Source organism: Haloferax elongans ATCC BAA-1513, from assembly GCF_000336755.1.
Classification (GTDB): domain Archaea; phylum Halobacteriota; class Halobacteria; order Halobacteriales; family Haloferacaceae; genus Haloferax; species Haloferax elongans.
Genome location: NZ_AOLK01000011.1, coordinates 86,526 through 103,989, shown reverse-complemented (window position 1 = coordinate 103,989; position 17,464 = coordinate 86,526). Strand labels below are relative to the sequence as shown.

Below are 17,464 nucleotides of genomic sequence, written 5' to 3'. Positions count from 1 at the left end.
CTCCCTTCGAAAAACCGTGAGAGACGAAGTCGGAAACGAGAGGTTCGTGTCGGCGTCGTCAGAACGGCCCCATGCCGCCCATACCGCCCATGTCGCCGCCTTGCTGCTGCATCTTCTTCATCATCCGCTGCATGTCGCCGTCGCCCATACCCTGGAACTGCTTGATGGTTCGTTCCATCATGCGGTGTTGTTCGAGGAGTTCCTGAATCGTCTCCTCGTCGCGACCGGAGCCCTGTGCGATGCGCTGGACGCGAGAGGCACCGATGATGCGCGGGTTCTCCAGTTCCTCGTCGGTCATGGAGTCCATGATAATCTCGAACGAGCGCATCCGGTCTTTCGTCACGTCCATGGCGTCGTCCGGCAGTTGGTCTTTGAGCCCGCCGCCGAGTCCGGGAATCATGTCGAGAACCTGGTCGAGCGGCCCCATCTTGTTCATCGCCTCCATCTGCTTTTGCATGTCCTTGAGGGTGAAGCTCCCCTTCATCATCTCCTCGGGGTCCCAGTCCTCGTCCTCGGCGGTCGTCTCCGCCATGGCGCGCTCGACGCGCTCGGACAGCTGCTTGAGGTCGCCCATACCGAGGAGCCGCGAGATGAAGCCGTTCGGCTCGAAGCGCTCGATGTCCTGGACGGTCTCACCCATGCCAAGGAAAGCGATAGACGAGTCCGTCTCGTTGACTGCGGTCAGGGCACCGCCACCTTTTGCGGTCCCGTCGAGCTTGGTGATGACGACGCCACCGATGCCGATGGATTCGTCGAACTGCTGGGCCTGTTCTTTCGCGCCCTGCCCGATTGCCGCGTCGAGGACGAGCAGGTTCAGGTCGGGCTGGACGACGCCTTCTATCTCCTCGATTTCGGCGATGAGGTCGTCTTCGAGGGCGTGGCGACCGGCCGTGTCGACGATGTGGACGTCTGCGTCTTCGGTCGCTTCGAGCCCTTCGCGGGCGATTTGGACCGGGTCGTCGCAGTCGGGGTCGCCGTAGAAGTCGACCTCCGCCCGCTCACACATCTGCTTGGCCTGGTCGTACGCGCCGGGGCGGAAGGTGTCAGTCTGGATGACCGCGGGGCGAAGTCCCTTCTTCGAGAACCACCACGCCATCTTGGCGGAGGTGGTGGTCTTCCCCGACCCCTGCAGACCAGCGAGCATGATGGTCTGGGATTCGAGGGGAATCTCCGTCGACTCGCCGATGAGGGAGACGAGTTCTTCGTAGACGATTTTCAGGACGTGGTCGCGGGCGCTCGTGCCACCCGGCGGCTCTTCCTCCAGCGCGCGCGTCTTGATAGAGTCAGAGAGGTCCATGACGAGGCTGACATCGACGTCAGCGGAGAGCAAGGAGCGCTGAATCTCCTTGACGATCTCCTGAACGTCGTCCTCGTCGATGCGGGACTTACCCCGCAGCTTATCGAGACTGCCGCGGAGGGAACTCCCGAGATTGTCGAGTACCATTGTCCCTTCCTACGCCGTCCCGTCGGTAAAGGCTTTATCCGTCGCGTCCGCGGGCGAACACCTTTCGGTCGCGCAAGCGACACCACGAACGATGACCCGAATCCTCGTCCTCGACCAGCCAAATCACGATATCCCCGCCGAGGAGTACGTCGATGCGCTCCGCGAGCGCCTCCCTGAGGCGACACTCATCCACCCGAAGACGACCGCCGAAACCCTCGATGCCGCCCGCGACGCCGACATCATCACCGGAACGTACCTCCAGGACGACGTGCTCGCTGCCGCAGAGAACCTCAAGTTGTTCGCGGGCGCGGCCGCCGGATACGACCACCTCCCGATGGAGACGCTCCGAGAGCGAGACGTCGCGGTCACGAACGCATCCGGTGTCCACGGCCCCAACATCGCCGAACACGTTATCGGCTGGCTCCTGATGATTACCCGCCGCCTCGACGAGGGAATCCGCCGACAGGAACGCCGCGAGTGGCGGTCGTTTCAGGCGTACGGCGAACTGAACGGCTCGACAGTCACCGTCGTCGGCCTCGGCGCAATCGGACAGGCGGTGGTCGAGCGACTCGAACCCTTCGGCGTCGAGACGATTGGTGTTCGCTACACGCCCGAGAAGGGCGGGCCGACCGACCGCGTGGTCGGCTTCGACGACCTCGAATCCGCCCTCGTAGAGACTGATTTCCTCGTGCTCGCGTGTCCGCTAACCGACGAGACACGACACCTCCTCGACAAGCAAGCGTTCGACGCACTGCCGAACCACGCCGTCCTCGTGAATATCGCCCGCGGTGGCGTCGTCGACACCGACGCGCTCGTCGAGACGGTCCAACGCGGTCGAATTCGGGCGGCCGCACTCGACGTAACCGACCCCGAGCCGCTCCCGGAAGCCCACCCGCTGTGGAACTTCGAGAACGTGTTCATCACCCCGCACGTCGCGGGCCACACGCCGCAGTACTACACCCGACTGGCCGACATCCTCGCGGAGAACGTCGAACGGTTGGAAGCAGACGACGGGTGGGACGGAGAAACGGCCGACGAACCGCTGCGGAATCAAGTGCTTCCCGAACCCTGACGTACTTCAGCGACGGAATCCTAGCCAGAGTCGATGACCGGCATCGCGTTCGGACTCGGCCCGGCGACTCTCCTTGCCTTCTGCGCCGCGGCTATCGCGCTCATCCTCACACCCGGCCCTGACACGGTGTACGTCCTCGCTCGCGGCGTACAGGACAGAAATTCGGGGATTCGCTCGGCACTCGGCATCGCCACCGGCGTCTTACTCCACACCGCAGCGGCGACGCTCGGGTTGGCGGCATTACTCCGAGCCGCGCCGGTTGCATATCGCGCCCTGAAGTACGCCGGCGCGCTGTATCTGGTCTATCTCGGACTCACAGCCATCCGGCACCGTGAGTTCGACCCGCAGGTAGAGACGAGTTCGGGCGGGAGTTTTCGCCGCGGCGTTTTCGTAAACGCGCTCAACCCGAAAGTCGCGCTGTTCTTCCTCGCGTTTCTGCCCACCTTCGCCGGGACGGGAGCCGGGGCCGACGTTCGGATGGTACTTCTCGGAGGGGCCTACGCAGTTCTCACGGCGGCGTATCTCTGTCTGGTCGCGGTCGCGTCCGACCGCGCGAGCGACGCGCTCGAATCACGGCGAGTTACCTCGGGGCTCAACTGGGTCGGCGGCGGCGTGATGGTCGCACTCGGCGTCGGTCTCGGCCTCGAATAGCCCTAAATAACATATTTGATAATTTCAGCAGTAGCCTTATTGGCTACATCCCCATGCCGTACGGTATAATTGGGCTGAGTAGCGATAGTACACGTTCGAATGACACTTTCAGTATCACTGTAGATTCGTGGACAAAGACAGCCGGAATGCGGTCAGAGCGTTTCTCACCAGTCTCGTCGTTCTCTCTGCGGTGGTGTTTGCACCGGCAGCGACCGTCGGCGTCAGTTCGGGGCCGGCCGTCGCGTCGGCGGCGTCCGCGCCGGTAATCACGAATTTCACATCTGAGAACACTGGCGGACAAACGGTCGAAATCAGCTTTTCGTCCTCCAAGTCGCTTCAGCAAATCGACGTCGGGTTCTACAACAGTTCGCTGAACCTGAGCGACTTCGAGAAAGTCACCGAGTACAACATCGACGAATCGAGTTTTTCGACGAGCAACTCGACCGCACCATATCACTACACAGCCACGCACACAGCGTCCGAGGACGGCAACTACACCGCCGAACTGCTCGTCGCCAAGGGCGACGACGGAAACAACGGTGCGAGCGGAGAGAAACAGTCCGTCGTCGTCGACACGACGCCACCGAATATTTCCACCCTCGCTGTCACCGACGACGCCGACGGCAACGGCCACGTCACGACCGGCGACGCCGTCACAGTCAGCGCGACCGTCGTCGAGAACACGACGAGCATCGGGTCGGTGACGGCCAACCTCAGCGCCTTCGGCGCAGACGCCGCCGAACCACTCAGTGCCACCGGCGGCGACACCTACGAGACGACCATCACCGTCGGCGCCGAGGGAGCACCGACCGAAGGAAACCACTCGGTCGAAGTCATCGCGACCGACACGGACGGCGCAGGAAACGAGGAGAACGCGACGACCGGAACGACGCTGACGGTAGACACCTCGACGCCGTCGGTCTCGAACGTCCAGTTTACCGGGACCGCAGTCCAAGACGGCGTGCTCAACGACGGCGACACGTTCGGCATCGAGGCGGTCATCACCGACGGCCCGGCCGGACAGACCCTCGACGGCGCACAACTCACAGTCGACCTCTCGTCGTTCGGTGCCGGTTCTGCCGTCGTGCTCACGAAAGACACCGGCGACACCTACACCGCGACAGCGACCGCGGACGGCGCGGCGGCCGCACCAGATGGCTACTACAACGCGACCGTGACCGCCGTCGACCGGGTCGGCCAGAGCGCTTCGAACGAAAGCGGGGCGGTCGCAATCAGTGCCCCGCCGGACATCACCGCCTACAGCGTCACCAACCCGAGCGGACAGAACCTCACCGTCAGCTTCGACTCCTCGGAGACGCTGGCCGACATCGAAGTGTCCGTCAGCGGGCCAAGCACGACGACGCTGACAGACACCGATTTCACCGAGTCCGGCGGCACCTACACCGCGACGTGGAACACCAGCACAGAAGGCGATTTCACCGCCGACCTGCTCGTCGCCAACGACTCGACCGACCTAAACGGCGCAGGCGGCCGGTCTGACACGACGACCGTCGACACCATCGACCCGTCGCTGACGAACGCAACGCTCGTCGATGCCGCCGACGGCGACGGTGTCGTCGCGGACGGTGACGACGTGCGCATCCACGCAAACGTGACTGACGCGACGAGCGATATCGCCAGCGTCACGTTCGACGCGGGTGACTTCGGCTGGGGAGACGCCGGTGAGAGCGAGGCGTTGACAGACTCCAACGGCGACGACGTGTACGACTTCACGGCGACCGTGAAAGCCGAGAACGCGGCGTCCGACGGAACCACCTCCGTCCAACTCACGGCCACGGACGCCGAGGGCAACGTCGAGTCGGTGACGACCAGCACGCTCGTTCTCGATACGACAGCGCCCACGCTCACCGACATCTCGGTAACGGACGCGACAGACGGCGACGGAATCGTCGAGGACGGCGACAGCATCGAGATTCGCGCGAACAGCACCGACGCGACGAGCGGCGTCGTCACCGTCACCGCCGACGCCTCCGCCTTCGGTGCAGGCTCGGCAGTCACCCTCACCAACAGCGGCGGCGGTACCTACACCAGGACCGTCACGGTCGACGCGGCGAGCGCCTCCGGCGAAGGGACCTACGCAGTCGCGGTGACGACGACAGACGACGGCGACAACGAACAGACAGGGTCGTCGGGAACGCTCGCGTTGAACACCGCACCACCGACAATCACGAATCCGACCGTGACCGACGCGACCAACGGAGACGGCGTCGTCGCCGACGCGGACTCTCTCACTGTCTCAGCGACCGTAACCGACGTGGTGTCTATCTCGACGGTGACCGCGAATCTCTCGGCGTTCGGCGCTGGAACCGCCGTCTCGCTCACCGACGGCGACGGCGACGACACCTACGACGCCACCGTCNTCTCGGCGTTCGGCGCTGGAACCGCCGTCTCGCTCACCGACGGCGACGGCGACGACACCTACGACGCCACCGTCGCGGTTGACGACGCCAGCGCAGCTGCAGACGGAAACCACTCGGTCGAAGTCACCGCGACCGACGAAAAGACGAAGCGCGCGTCCGCAACGACTGCAAACCTGACGCTCGACACGACCGCACCGAGTGCGACCGGCGCGACCATCTCAGACGACGGCGACCGACTCGTGACCGACGGCGACAGCGTGACTGTCAGCGTGGACGTAACCGACGCGACTGCGGTCAGTTCAGTCACGGCGAATATCTCGGCGTTCGGCGCTGGAACCGCCGTCTCGCTCACCGACGGCGACGGCGACGACACCTACGACGCCACCGTCCCGGTCGACGACGCCAGCGCAGCCGCAGACGGAAACCACTCGGTCGAAGTCGTTGCGGACGACGGCCACGGGAACGACGTGACTGTCACGACGGGCGAACTCACGCTCGATGCGGCCCGGCCCGGGTCGTTCTCGCCGACCGTCGAAGACATCGCCAACGGTGACGGCGTCGTCGGCGACGGCGAGTCGATTCGCGTCACAGCGACCGTCTCGGATGCGACGAGCGGCGTCGTCAACGTCACCGCGAACCTCTCGGCGTTCGGTGCCGGTGTCGTGGAACTCACACACGTCACGGGCGACACCTACAACACGACGGCCTCGGTCGACGATGCCAGCGCGGCCGCAGACGGCACGCATTCGGTCGTCGTGCGCGCGACCGACGCGGCCGGAAACGACCGAAACCAGTCTGCGGGCGACCTCACGCTCGACACGGACGCGCCGGTCGTGACGAACGCGACGCTGACAGACGCAACCAACGGAAACGGTGTCGTCGCCGACGGCGACAGCGTGACACTCTCCGCGAACGTGACCGACGCGACGACGATTCAGAACGTCACCGCCGACGCCTCCGCGTTCGGTGCAGGGTCGGCCGTCACTCTCACCAACAGCGGCGGCGACCGATACGAGGCAACCATCACCGTCGATGGCGGCAACGCGACACTCGGGTCGCAATCGCTCACGGTCGCCGCCGAGGACGCGCAGGGGCGAACCCAAACGGCCGGAACTGGGAGCCTGACCGTCGATACCGTGAAGCCGACCATTTCGGACGTGAGCCTCGACGACGACGGCGACCGGGTCGTCGGCGACGGCGACGACCTCACGGTGACGGCGACCGTCTCGGACGGAGAAAGCAGCATCGGGACGGTGACGGCCGACCTGACCGACTTCGGACTCGGCGCGGCAGTCACGCTGAGTCACTCCTCGGGCGATACCTACGAGGCGACTGCCACCGTCGACGGCGCGAACGCCGCGGCAGACGGGAATCACACTGTCAGCGTCACCGTCGCCGACGCCGGGTCGAACACCCGGTCTGATACGACCAAAGAGATAACGCTCGACACGACCACTCCGGTCCTCTCGAACAGTTCCGTGACTGACGCGACCGACGGGGACGGCGCTGTCGACGGCGGCGACCAACTCACGCTCAACGTGACCGTCGCCGACGACACGGCGCTGTCGGGTGTGACCGCAGACGCCTCGGCGTTCGGTGCCGGGTCAGCAGTCTCGCTTTCGGACCCCAACGGCGACGGTGAGTACGGCGCGACAGTGACCGTCTCCGAGTCGGGAACGACCGACGGCGCACAGAGCATCACGTTCGCTGCAGTCGATACCGCCGACAACGAAGGGACGAAAGCAGTCAGCGGACCGACCCTCGACACGACACCACCGGGCCTCTCGAACACCATCCTCACCGACGCGACTGACGGAAACGGCGTCGTTGCGAACGGGAGCGCAGTCACTATCTCGGCCGATGTAACCGACCTCACGACCGTCTCGACCGTCGTCGCCGACGCCTCCGCGTTCGGCGCTGGCTCGACGGTCACGCTCTCGGACGCCGACAACGACGACACCTACACGGCTACCATTACCGTCGACGAGGCCGGTGTCTCGTCTGACGGTGCCCACGACGTCACGGTTCAGGCGACCGACGGGCAGGGCAACACGCAGACCGCCACCACGACACAACTGACCGTCGACACCGCAGCGCCGTCGCTCTCCGGCGTCTCGATAACCGACGCGACAGACAGCGATGGCACCGTGAGCGACGGGGACGAACTCGTCGTCTCCGCGACTGTCTCGGATGCGACCTCGTCAGTATCGTCCGTCGTCGCCGACGCCTCCGCGTTCGGCGCTGGCTCGGCGGTCGCCCTCACGGACGGTGACAGCGACGGGACCTACGAAGCGACGCTCGTCGTCGACGAACCCGGCGTCGAAACCGACGGCAGCCAATCTGTCAGCGTCACGGCGAACGACTCCGGCGGGACCGCACAGACCGCCACGACTGGCACGCTGACACTCGATACGACGCCACCGGCGACGAGCGGGCTCTCACTCACGGACGTGACAGACGGTGACGGCGCAGTCGGTGTCGGCGATACGGTCACAGTCAGCGTCACCGTCGCGGACGCGACGACCAGCGTCGATTCCGTGACGGTGTTCCTCTCGGACTTCGGCGTCGGCTCTCCGGTCGACTTGACCGACGGCGACGGCGACGACACCTACGAGACGACTGTGAGTGTCGGAGGGAGTGCGTCGGCCGGCACACAGTCCGCGACGCTCGTCGTCGAGGATACCCTCGGAAACGGCGGCGTAGTGCAGTCTAACACCGTCTCAGTGGAAGTCGATGGCAGCAGTGGTGGCGGGAGCGGCGACGGCGGTGGGAGTGGTGGAGACGATAGCGGCGACGGTGCAGGCGGGTCGGACGGGAGTGAATCGGCCGACGACGGTGGGTCGAGCGGTGGCGGGAGTACCGACGGAGATTCGGAGCGCTCCAGTTCGGACGACCGCACCCAACCGGCGACTGTCGTTCGCGTCGAGAACGCCACGACTGACGGGCGCGCCACGAACGTCTCGGTCGGGAACCCCGCACGAAACGAACCAGTCGCGGTCGACTTCGGCGGCGAGGTCGCGACCGACGGGATGAACCTGACGCGACTCTCGGTCACGACGACACACGAAGGCAACTACTCGCTCTCTGTCGCGGGCGACTCGCCTCTTCTCGACGCGGCGGACCCCGGCGAGGTAGTCGACGTGACGGCCGGAAGCGGTGCTGACGCGTCGACTGACAACCCCGCTGCTGACGCGTCGGCCGACGACCCGACAGCCCAGTTCGACGGCGTCGTCTTCGGGTCGCTTCGCGTCGACCACGAAATCAGTGATTCGACCATCGACGCGGCCGCGTTCACGGTCGACCTCGACGCAGACCGACTCGAGCGCCTCGGCGTCGATGCGGACGAACTCTCACTGTACCGGTACCACGACGGCACGTGGAATCGCGTCGAGACCGCCGTCGAGCGCCGGGACGGTGGGACACACACCCTCCAAGCGAACTCGCCCGGCCTCTCGCGATTCGTCGTCGGCGTCGACTCCGACACTCTGCTCTCGGTCGACGGCGCAACCCTCTCTCGGCCGAGCGTCTCGACTGACCAACCGCTGACGGTGTCGGCCGAGCTCTCGAACCCACGCGGCTTCGGCGTGAAAAAGACTGTCGCGGTGACGGCGAACGGAGCAGTTGTTGGGACGCGCGATGTGACACTCGACGCGGGCGAGCGAGCGACCGTCAGTGTCAACGTGACGCTAGACCACGGCGGCGTGACGAACGTCTCCGTCGATGGCGTCTCCGCCGGGACCGTAACCGTTCGAAGCGACGGCCAGTCCGCAACAGAGACGGCGACCCCAACCTCGACATCGAATTCGACGCAAGCAGATGGGGACAGTACCGAGTCGGGACAGTCGGGACAGTCAGAATCGAGCGCACCATCCGAGGAATCGACAGCCAAGCAGTCGGCGACAGCGACCGACACGCCCGGGTTTGGCGTGGTCGTCGCGGTCGGAGCGGTCGCCATGCTCGCGGTTATCGCACGCGTTCGAACTCGTCGTCAGAAAGGGTCGTAGACGGTCGACGGACCGTCCCGCAGTGTGGGTTTCGAGCGCTTACTCGTCTTCGCCGAGGAGTCGCTCGACCATCGCTTCGGGGTCGAACCGTTCGAGGTGGTCGTACCCTTGTCCGACACCGAGGAACAAGATTGGCTTGCCCGTGACGTAGGCGATAGAGATTGCGGCCCCGCCGTTGGAGTCCGCGTCGGCCTTCGTGAGGATGGCCCCGTCGATGGCCGCCGCCTCGTTGAACTTCCGGGAGCGCTCGACGGCGTCCTGTCCGGCCACGGCCTCGTCCACGAAGATGGTGAGGTCCGGGCCGACGACGCGGTCGATTTTCTCCAACTGCGCCATCAGGTCGTTCGAGGTGTGCAGCCGACCTGCAGTGTCGCCGAGGACGACGTCGATGTCGTGTGCTTCGGCGTACTCGACGGCGTCGTAGATGACCGCCGCCGGGTCACCGCCCTGCTCGTGGGCGATGAGTTTCTTGTCGAGCGCGTCGGCGTGCTCTTGAATCTGCTCGTTCGCCCCGGCGCGGTAGGTGTCTCCGTTGGCGAGCACCGTCGAGAGACCCTGTTTTTCGAAGTACCGCGCGAGTTTGGCGATAGTGGTCGTCTTCCCGACGCCGTTGATGCCGGTGAAGATGAGCGTGACCGGCTTGTCCGCCTCCTGGATGCGCTTGTCGAAGTCGAACTGGCCGACGCTGATGACCTCGTAGAGCGCGTCGTGGAGCGCCTCTTCGACGAGTTGGCCCGTGCTCTGGACCTGCTTTCGCGTCTCGCCGACGAGTTTGTCGCGGATGGTGTCGAGAATCTCCTCTGCGACTTGCATCTCCACGTCGCTCTGGAGAAGCGCCATTTCGAGTTCCCACAGCGGGTCTTCGAGGTCTTCTTCCTCGATGACGACCTTCCCCGTGGCGAACGCGGCGGCGCGCTTCAGGCGACCCGCACTCGACGAGTCGTCTGCTTCCTGCTCGGCCAGCGCGGCCTTCGCGGCGTCGGACGCGAGCGATTCAGGCTCGTCTGCGTCCGCTGCGGCGTCGGCATCAGCCGACTCGCTCGCCGCGTCAGTTGTGTCCGCCGAGGCATCTCCCGAGTCACCCGCGTCGGCTGGGGTCGTCTCGGATTGGGCTTCGTCGGACGGTTCGGGTGCCGGTTCGGGGGTGTCGGAGGTCGAGGCGGCTGTCTCCTCACTGTCGGATTCGACAGCCGCAGGCTCGGCCGCTTCCGAGTCGTCGGCGGGGGACTCGGCGTCGGTCACCGCGTCGTCGTCGGCCTCGGCAGCGGCTGCTTCGGCTTTCTCTTCGGCGGTGTCTTCGACGTCTTTTCGGAAGCGGTCGAGTTTCTTTTTCAGTCCGTCGAACATCTAAATTGAAAGGGGGAGTCGCTTACTCGTCGTCGTCGCCGTCTTCGCCCTGCATCTGCTGCATCTGCTGCATCTGCTGTTGCTGCATCTGCTGTTGGGCTTCCATCGCCTGCTGTTCGATTTCCTCGCTCTCTTCTTCGAGTTCCTCGATTTCGCCGCGGATGGTGGCGATGTTCTCGTCGAGGAGGTCCTGCTTGCGCTTCAGGGATTCGACGGCGTCGCCCTGGCTCTGTTCGGCCGCGTAGTTGCCGCCGAGGGAGACGATGATTTCGTCGATGTCCTGCACTTCGGCGCGGAGGTACGCGTCGCCGCCGAGCGGGACCTGCACCGTCGAGCCGGTTTCGAGCGTCTCGATTGCTTCGATAGCCTCGTCGATTTCCTGCTTCTCGGTCGTCAGGTCGTCGATTTCACCTTCGAGCGATTCGATTTCTTCGTCGATGGCCTGCAGCTCTTGGGAAAGCTGTTGGAGTTGCTGCTGACCACCGCCCATCATGCTGCGGACACCTCAGAGAGGGAGACCTTCGTACGTTTGATGCCGTGTTCGCTCCCGATGAGCGAGTAGGCGAACTCTCGTGCGACGTTCTCGTTCGGTGCGTCGACAACTTTCGTGAAGTTGTGTGTGACACCTCGGCTGGTGAACGTACCGCTGATAGTGAACTGGCTCATGGCCGTGATTCTGGCGGCGAGCGGGAAGAGTCTTCCTACTCGGGTCGCCGAGAGAACGAAGAATCGGCGGACGCGCGTCCTCAGTCGATGTAGCCGAGGGCGTCTTCGATGCGGCCCAGTTCGGGGCCGGTCGTGTCCTCGCCGACGACGTAGCTCTCGTCGTTGGCGACGAGACCGGAGCCGACGAGCGGTCCACCGTAGTTTATCGTACCGATATCTGCTCGCACGTCGAGGACGTCTTCGAGCGCGTCGAGTTCCGGTTCGCGGGACTTGGGGTGACAGAGGACGCCGCGATTGTTGGCGACAGCAGCCGTCCCCACAGTCCGAACGTCCGCGAGGTCACCGCGTTCGACGGGAACCTCAAGTGCCTCTTCGACGGCCGAGACGGCTTCGTCGGAGAGGTCAGGATGGACGTACGCGCCGTAGTCGTTCGCGAGAACGACGTTTCCGGCGGCGTTGATGCGACCGGGGAGTTCGTAGACTGGGAGGTCCGCGGCGTCGGCGAGTGCCTCCTGTTCGCGGGTCGTCGCGCGACTCGACACGAGGAGTCCGTTCTCGTTACCCGTCGCTAACGCACCGACGGTGCCGGACCCGCCGACAGTCGTCGCCAGCGCCGGGACGCCCAGTTCGTCCGAAAGGTCATCGACGAGCGAGTCGTCGGCGTCCGGGCGGACGATGAGGATGTCGTCGGTCGCTCGGGCGAAGACACCGATGTACGAGGAACCGGCGAAGGAGGCGCGGAGCACCGTTTACTCTGCCGGTTCGGCTTCGACGACAACGTCGCCGTCTTCGTCGAATCGAGCGGCACGGACGCGGAACTTGCTCGGCGGCGACTGCCGACCGTGCGCCCAGATTGCCTCGTTGATTTCCGAGTCGAGACGGACGTCGTCCGCGTCGACCTTGAAGTGCTTCGCGAGGTGTTCGCGAATGATCTTCATCGCGCGACCTGCGCGCTCGTGGGACGGGACAGCCTTCACGTCACGGAGCGGGACGGTGACGACTCGCTCCTCGAAATCGCTTGCGCTCATGGCTTACTCGTCCGTGTTACTTCGCCGCCAGTTGCGACGCTTGGGGTTTCGCGTGACTTCCATGTCGGTCTTGAGCATGACCCACGCCGGGACACGACTGTTCTGGCGTTCGAGCTTCGCCAGACGCTTCTTCTTAGCCTTCGACTTCTTACCCATAGTGGCCTACAGTTCCAATCCTCCGCATAAAATCTTGTTCCTTCGCGTCTGAGCAGTGTGTGAAGGTGGACCACGGTGTGAATAGCGAGAGGTCAACTCCAAAACCGGCGCACACACCCGGAACCGACTCATTCAACCCCGCCCGTGAGAAACCCCGAGTCGAATGAGTCGGACCCGTACGCTCGTCGCCTTTCTCGCCCTCGCTGCGGTCTGGGGAAGCGCGTTTCTCGCAACCGACGTTGCGCTCGGGTTCGTCCCGCCGGCGTTCCTCGCGGCGGTCAGGTTCGACATCGCGGCGGTTCTCTTGTTCGCGTTCACTGTCGCCCGCGGCGACCGATTCATCCCGACCGCACGCGGCGAGTGGAAACCCATCCTCGCCGGGGGAGTGTTCAGCATCGGCGCGCACCACGCGCTCCTCTTTTCGGGGCAGGTGTACATCCCCGGTTCTGTTGCCTCCGTCCTTCTCGGCATCATCCCACTGGCGACACCGACTCTCACCCGACTCACGTCCACCAGAGAGCGACTGACCCCGCTCGGTGCAGTCGGACTCACACTGGGCTTCCTCGGCCTCGTCGTCATCGCTAACCCGAACCCCGAGAATCTGCTGTCCTCGAACCTCGTCGGCGCGGTGCTCGTCCTCGGGTCGGCGCTCGCGTTTGCGCTCGGTGCCGTCTTCACCCACGACAGCGAGACAGGGATGTCACTGCTCGCGGTGCAGGCGTGGATGATGCTCATCGGGGCCATCACGCTCCACGTGACGAGCGCGGCGCTCCCGTGGGAGTCGGCCGCCGACGCGTCGTGGACCGCGACGGCACTCGTCGCCACCGGCTACCTCGCTGTCGTCGCGGGGGCGGGTGGATTCCTCCTTTACTTCTGGCTCCTCGACCGAATCGGCCCCATCGAGGTGAGCCTGCTCGAATACGTCATCCCACTTTTCGCCGCGCTCGCGGAGTTCGTCTTCCTCAGGCGCATTCCGACCGCGACGACGGTGGCTGGCTTCGCGCTCATCTTCGCCGGGTTCGTCCTGTTCAAACGCGAGGCGATTCGCGGCGAGTTGCGGCGAGCAGTCGAAGGGCGGCGAACGCGGTTACACGACGATTGAGCGTGGCTTCGAGATGGTTTCGGGTCTACAACGAAAACCGTGACACCGTCTCGTAGACGGGACCGCCCGACCTGAGTTCGCTCTTTTTCAACTGAACGTCGCGCACGCGAAACATCCCGATTCGCGGGGCTTCGCCTTCGACAACTTTCCTAACCCGGTCTTTCCCGCGGGCGTCTTCCATCCGTGCGAGCGTGACGTGCGGCGTGAATTCGTGTGACTCCCCATCGAATCCGAGCGCTGTCGTCTCACGTTCCAGCGCCTCGTGGAGTCGCGTCATCTCCGCAGCGCCGTCCTGTACGCCGGTCCAGATGACCCGGATGTAGTCGAGCGATGGGAAGACACCCAATCCACCGACAGTGGCGTCGAACGGCCCCACGTCGGCGGCGTCGATGGCGTCTTCGACCGCATCTTCGATTTCGGGAACCCGGTTCGCGGGCGTCTCGCCGAGGAACTTCAGCGTGACGTGCGCCTGCTCGGGGTCTGTAAACCGAAGGCTACCGGCGTCGCCGAGCAGTTCCTGCACCGACGCGACGGACTCGGCGACCGATTCCGGGAGGTCGATTGCGAGGAAGAGTCTCATGACAGTATATCGACCGAAAAGCGACGTATAGATTCCGCCCGAGAGCACTCAGTCGTCGGCCGCGGGCTGTTCGTCGTCGGCCGGGACCCACGTCCGAGCGACACCGGCGAACTCGCCGTTCACGAACGTCGCTTCGTACACGTCCGGCATCGTCAACCCGGTCCAGAACTCGTAGCCGTATCGCGAGTCGTAGGCATTCAACACGAGCGCCATGAGCGTGCCGTGCGTCCCGACAACGACGTGGCGGTTCGGGTAGGCTTCGACGAGTCGTTCAATGGCAGCGACCCCGCGGGATTGCGCCTCAGCGTGCGACTCCCCGCCGGGGTGGGAGGCCGTCGGATTCGCCCAGAGGTGTTCGACGGCGCTGTCGAAGTCCTCTACGTGGTCGTCCGTAAGTTCGCGCTCGCGGAGGTCCTCATCGACGACGAGCGGGACGTCGGCAGCGTCAGCAACCCCCTCGACAGTGGCGCGAGCGCGTTCGTAGGGGCTGGTCACAACGACATCGGCAACGTCAGCGAGGTGGGCTGTCACCCGTGCAGCGTCGCGTCGGCCGCGACGCGAGAGACCGCGCGTGCGCTCTGCGTTGGGGACGTACGGAGAGTGAGCGTGCCGGACGAAAGACAGCACAGTCGTCTCGGGGGCAGTCATTCGTAGAGCGCACCCGACCGAAGCCTAAAAAACAGTCGATGTCGCCGCTCTGACGTAGCGCTTAACCGCGACGACGCCCAAGCCCGGCTATATGACCGACGACGGCAATCGACCCCACCGCTTCTCTGAGGGACAGGGGTTCGACGAGGACTATTCGGCTTTCTCGCTCGACCCGCCCGAACTGGAAGTGGACCCGACGAAGGTCGACCCGGTCGACTCCCGCGTCCTCACGGACCTCCTCGACCAACGGAACATCGACCCAGAAGACGTCGACGTGGAGAAACTCCTCGACGTCGGCCTCTCGTACATGCAAATCAACCGCTTCGAGGAGGCTACCGAGGCCCTCGAACGCACCGCCCGCTTCGCCGAAGACGACTCGCTTCTCGAACAGGAAGCGTGGGTGAACAAGGGTGCGGCCCACGCGCAACTCGAAGAGTGGGACGAGGCAATCGGGTCGTATCAGGAAGCACTCTCCATCGACGAGGAGACCGAACACGGCGCAACTGCACACACCAACCTCGCGTACGCGCTCTGGGAGTCCGGCCGGACCTCTGACGCGCTCCACCACGCCGAGCGCGCCGTCGAACTCGACCCGCGCTTCCCGCAAGCGTGGTACAACCGAGGGTTCTTCCTCCACGAGCGCGGCCTGAACGAAGACGCCGTCAACGCCTTCGACAACGCGATTCGCCTCGGCATGCGGAACGCGACCGTCCTCGAAGAGAAGGCGCGAGCGCTCGAAGAACTCGGCCGCGAAGACGAAGCACAGCAAGTCCAACAGCAGGCTGACGAAATCCGCGACCGGGCCGAAGAGAACCTCGTCGAGGACTACTGATGTTACTCCGCGAACGAGAGACGCCGGAAGGACTGCTCGTGTCGGTCTGTGACCCCGATTGCATCGGTGAGACCTACAGCGAAGGCGATGTCTCACTCGACGTGACCGAGGATTTCTACGGCGGCGACGAAGCCGAACCGGCCGACAGCGAGACCGTCGTCGACAGTCTCACTCGCGCAACCGTCGCCAACATCGTCGGGGAAAGAGCCGTCGGCGTCGCCATCGACGCGGGTCTCGTCGACGAAGAGACGGTCCTCGAAGTAGACGGCACGCTCCACGCGCAACTGCTCTGGCTCCGTTAACGGGACTGTTTACTCAGCGGCGCGGCGGTCGACGCCAGTAATTTCGAACCGGGCACCGCCAGACACCGACTCAGTGAGTTCGAGACACCACCCGTGGGCACCGGCGACCTGCGAGACGATAGACAGTCCCAGACCCGTGCCCTCACTGTCGACCGAGTATCCGGCGTCGAATACCTCATCGCTGTCACGTTCGGGAATTCCAACACCGTCGTCTTCGACGTAGAAACCGGGGCCATCGGGATCCTCCAAGAGCGGACCGACTGTCACCGTTAGGTTGGTATCCGACTCCTCTGGACGGGCGTGTTCGATAGCGTTCCGAAACAGGTTCTCGAAGACGTGCGAGAGGAGGCTGTCGTCCGCCTCGAACAGCATCGTGTCAGCGACGGCCAATTCCACGTCACCAGTCTCGACGTGACTCCATGCCGTCTCAGCTTTCGTCTGGAGGTCGACCGTGCTCGTCGTTTCGACGGTGTCGTGGCGGGCTAACACCAGCGCGTCGGAGATGATGTCGTCCATTCGTTCGAGGGAGCTGACGATGCGCTCGATGCGCTCTGTCGCGATTCCCTCGTCGAGGACTGCCTTGGCGTATCCGAGCGCGACTGAAAGCGGGTTCCGGAGGTCGTGCGAGAGAATACCTGCGACGTTCTGGAGTCGGTTCGCCTTCTCGTCGACCTCCAGTTCGGCGAGTTTGCGGTCGGTGATATCGAGATGGACGACCTGTACGTACGTCTCATCTTCGTGCTCGAACCGGGTCACGCGCATCGTGAACCAGCGTCGCTCGTTGTCGCTGTGGCAGGGGTATTCGTACGAGAACTCGTCGTCGGTACCGTCGATGACCGAGCGAATTCCGCCGCCCGCTGCCGTCGCGGACTGGTCGGGGTCGACGTCACAGACACCCAAATAGTTCATTCCGATAGAGCTCGCGTCACCAGCGTAGTCGTTCTCAGTTCCGAAGCGCTTCCACGCCTCGTTCGTGTACAGAATCGTCCCATCTATGTCCAAAATCGCCAGTTGTGTCGGGAGAGCATCCAGACTCGAAGCCGGGAGCGTGGATGGGAAAGCCATAGCATACCTTGTGTCGAGAAGTACTTCACGTTTCGCCTGTCCTGACAGTTCAAGAAGTAGTACGAGCCATCCGAGAGGAGGGTATCTCGACCGATGCGACACCAAACGTGATAGATTCCGGCATCATTGGCTGGTGTTCGAAACTGGAATTGGTTTCGTCGCCATGGCTGGACCGAAGACGTGTTG

At 64.4% G+C, this 17,464-nt stretch carries 16 protein-coding genes; 6 read left to right on the top strand and 10 right to left on the bottom strand.

The features are described from left to right. Positions 1 to 58 precede the first annotated feature (58 nt). Positions 59 to 1,444 carry a signal recognition particle protein Srp54 gene (locus C453_RS02780; protein WP_008322581.1) on the bottom strand — a complete coding sequence of 462 codons (1,386 nt, stop codon included), beginning with the start codon at positions 1,442 to 1,444 and terminating at the stop codon, positions 59 to 61. Between the two features lie 91 nt (positions 1,445 to 1,535). Between C453_RS02780 and C453_RS02775 the strand changes: the two genes are divergently transcribed. The 3 genes from C453_RS02775 (at position 1,536) to C453_RS02765 (ending at position 9,552) form a co-directional block, all read left to right on the top strand. Next, a complete protein-coding gene (locus C453_RS02775; RefSeq protein ID WP_008322580.1) occupies positions 1,536 to 2,516 on the top strand; it encodes a D-2-hydroxyacid dehydrogenase in 981 nt (326 codons plus the stop codon). A 33-nt stretch (positions 2,517 to 2,549) separates the two neighbouring features. Next, entirely contained in the window at positions 2,550 to 3,167 is a 618-nt protein-coding gene (locus C453_RS02770) for a LysE family translocator (RefSeq protein ID WP_008322579.1), read from the top strand. A 127-nt stretch (positions 3,168 to 3,294) separates the two neighbouring features. Further along, positions 3,295 to 9,552 (top strand): PGF-pre-PGF domain-containing protein, encoded by a 6,258-nt coding sequence (locus C453_RS02765; RefSeq protein ID WP_008322578.1) that lies wholly within the window; start codon positions 3,295 to 3,297, stop codon positions 9,550 to 9,552. Positions 9,553 to 9,591: 39 nt separating this feature from the next. Here the strand turns inward: C453_RS02765 and ftsY are convergent, their stop codons facing one another. The 6 genes from ftsY to C453_RS02735 all read right to left on the bottom strand — a co-directional run bounded on the left by ftsY (position 9,592) and on the right by C453_RS02735 (position 12,749). Then, entirely contained in the window at positions 9,592 to 10,899 is a 1,308-nt protein-coding gene (gene ftsY / locus C453_RS02760; protein ID WP_008322577.1) for a signal recognition particle-docking protein FtsY, read from the bottom strand. Positions 10,900 to 10,921: 22 nt separating this feature from the next. Further along, on the bottom strand, positions 10,922 to 11,389 hold the full coding sequence (gene pfdA / locus C453_RS02755; RefSeq protein ID WP_008322576.1) for a prefoldin subunit alpha: 468 nt from the start codon (positions 11,387 to 11,389) through the stop codon (positions 10,922 to 10,924). Beyond that, positions 11,389 to 11,565 carry a 50S ribosomal protein L18Ae gene (gene rpl18a / locus C453_RS02750; protein ID WP_007544140.1) on the bottom strand — a complete coding sequence of 59 codons (177 nt, stop codon included), beginning with the start codon at positions 11,563 to 11,565 and terminating at the stop codon, positions 11,389 to 11,391. Before rpl18a ends, pfdA begins: the two co-directional genes overlap by 1 nt. Positions 11,566 to 11,645: 80 nt before the next feature. Continuing rightward, on the bottom strand, positions 11,646 to 12,311 hold the full coding sequence (locus tag C453_RS02745; protein WP_008322575.1) for a translation initiation factor IF-6: 666 nt from the start codon (positions 12,309 to 12,311) through the stop codon (positions 11,646 to 11,648). 3 nt (positions 12,312 to 12,314) lie between these two features. Continuing rightward, on the bottom strand, positions 12,315 to 12,593 hold the full coding sequence (locus C453_RS02740; RefSeq protein WP_007544137.1) for a 50S ribosomal protein L31e: 279 nt from the start codon (positions 12,591 to 12,593) through the stop codon (positions 12,315 to 12,317). A gap of 3 nt (positions 12,594 to 12,596) precedes the next feature. Next, positions 12,597 to 12,749 (bottom strand): 50S ribosomal protein L39e, encoded by a 153-nt coding sequence (locus C453_RS02735; RefSeq protein WP_007544136.1) that lies wholly within the window; start codon positions 12,747 to 12,749, stop codon positions 12,597 to 12,599. A 163-nt stretch (positions 12,750 to 12,912) separates the two neighbouring features. Between C453_RS02735 and C453_RS02730 the strand changes: the two genes are divergently transcribed. Further along, positions 12,913 to 13,851, top strand: coding sequence for a DMT family transporter (locus C453_RS02730; protein WP_008322574.1), 939 nt, complete (start codon positions 12,913 to 12,915; stop codon positions 13,849 to 13,851). A gap of 25 nt (positions 13,852 to 13,876) precedes the next feature. Here C453_RS02730 and thpR read toward each other — a convergent pair whose 3' ends face one another. Both thpR and C453_RS02720 read right to left on the bottom strand, forming a co-directional pair. Further along, positions 13,877 to 14,431 (bottom strand): RNA 2',3'-cyclic phosphodiesterase, encoded by a 555-nt coding sequence (gene thpR / locus C453_RS02725; protein WP_049907478.1) that lies wholly within the window; start codon positions 14,429 to 14,431, stop codon positions 13,877 to 13,879. Positions 14,432 to 14,479: 48 nt separating this feature from the next. Beyond that, complete coding sequence (locus C453_RS02720; protein WP_008322572.1) at positions 14,480 to 15,079, bottom strand: histidine phosphatase family protein; 600 nt, start codon at positions 15,077 to 15,079, stop codon at positions 14,480 to 14,482. A gap of 91 nt (positions 15,080 to 15,170) precedes the next feature. Here C453_RS02720 and C453_RS02715 point away from each other — a divergent pair, with 91 nt between their 5' ends. Next, on the top strand, positions 15,171 to 15,911 hold the full coding sequence (locus C453_RS02715; RefSeq protein ID WP_008322571.1) for a tetratricopeptide repeat protein: 741 nt from the start codon (positions 15,171 to 15,173) through the stop codon (positions 15,909 to 15,911). Next, complete coding sequence (locus tag C453_RS02710) at positions 15,911 to 16,213, top strand: DUF424 domain-containing protein (RefSeq protein ID WP_008322570.1); 303 nt, start codon at positions 15,911 to 15,913, stop codon at positions 16,211 to 16,213. The genes C453_RS02715 and C453_RS02710 overlap by 1 nt, the downstream gene beginning before the upstream one ends. A gap of 9 nt (positions 16,214 to 16,222) precedes the next feature. On the opposite strand, the gene C453_RS02705 is transcribed toward C453_RS02710, so the two are convergent. Next, on the bottom strand, positions 16,223 to 17,278 hold the full coding sequence (locus C453_RS02705; RefSeq protein ID WP_049907477.1) for a PAS domain-containing sensor histidine kinase: 1,056 nt from the start codon (positions 17,276 to 17,278) through the stop codon (positions 16,223 to 16,225). Between the last annotated feature and the right edge of the window lie 186 nt (positions 17,279 to 17,464).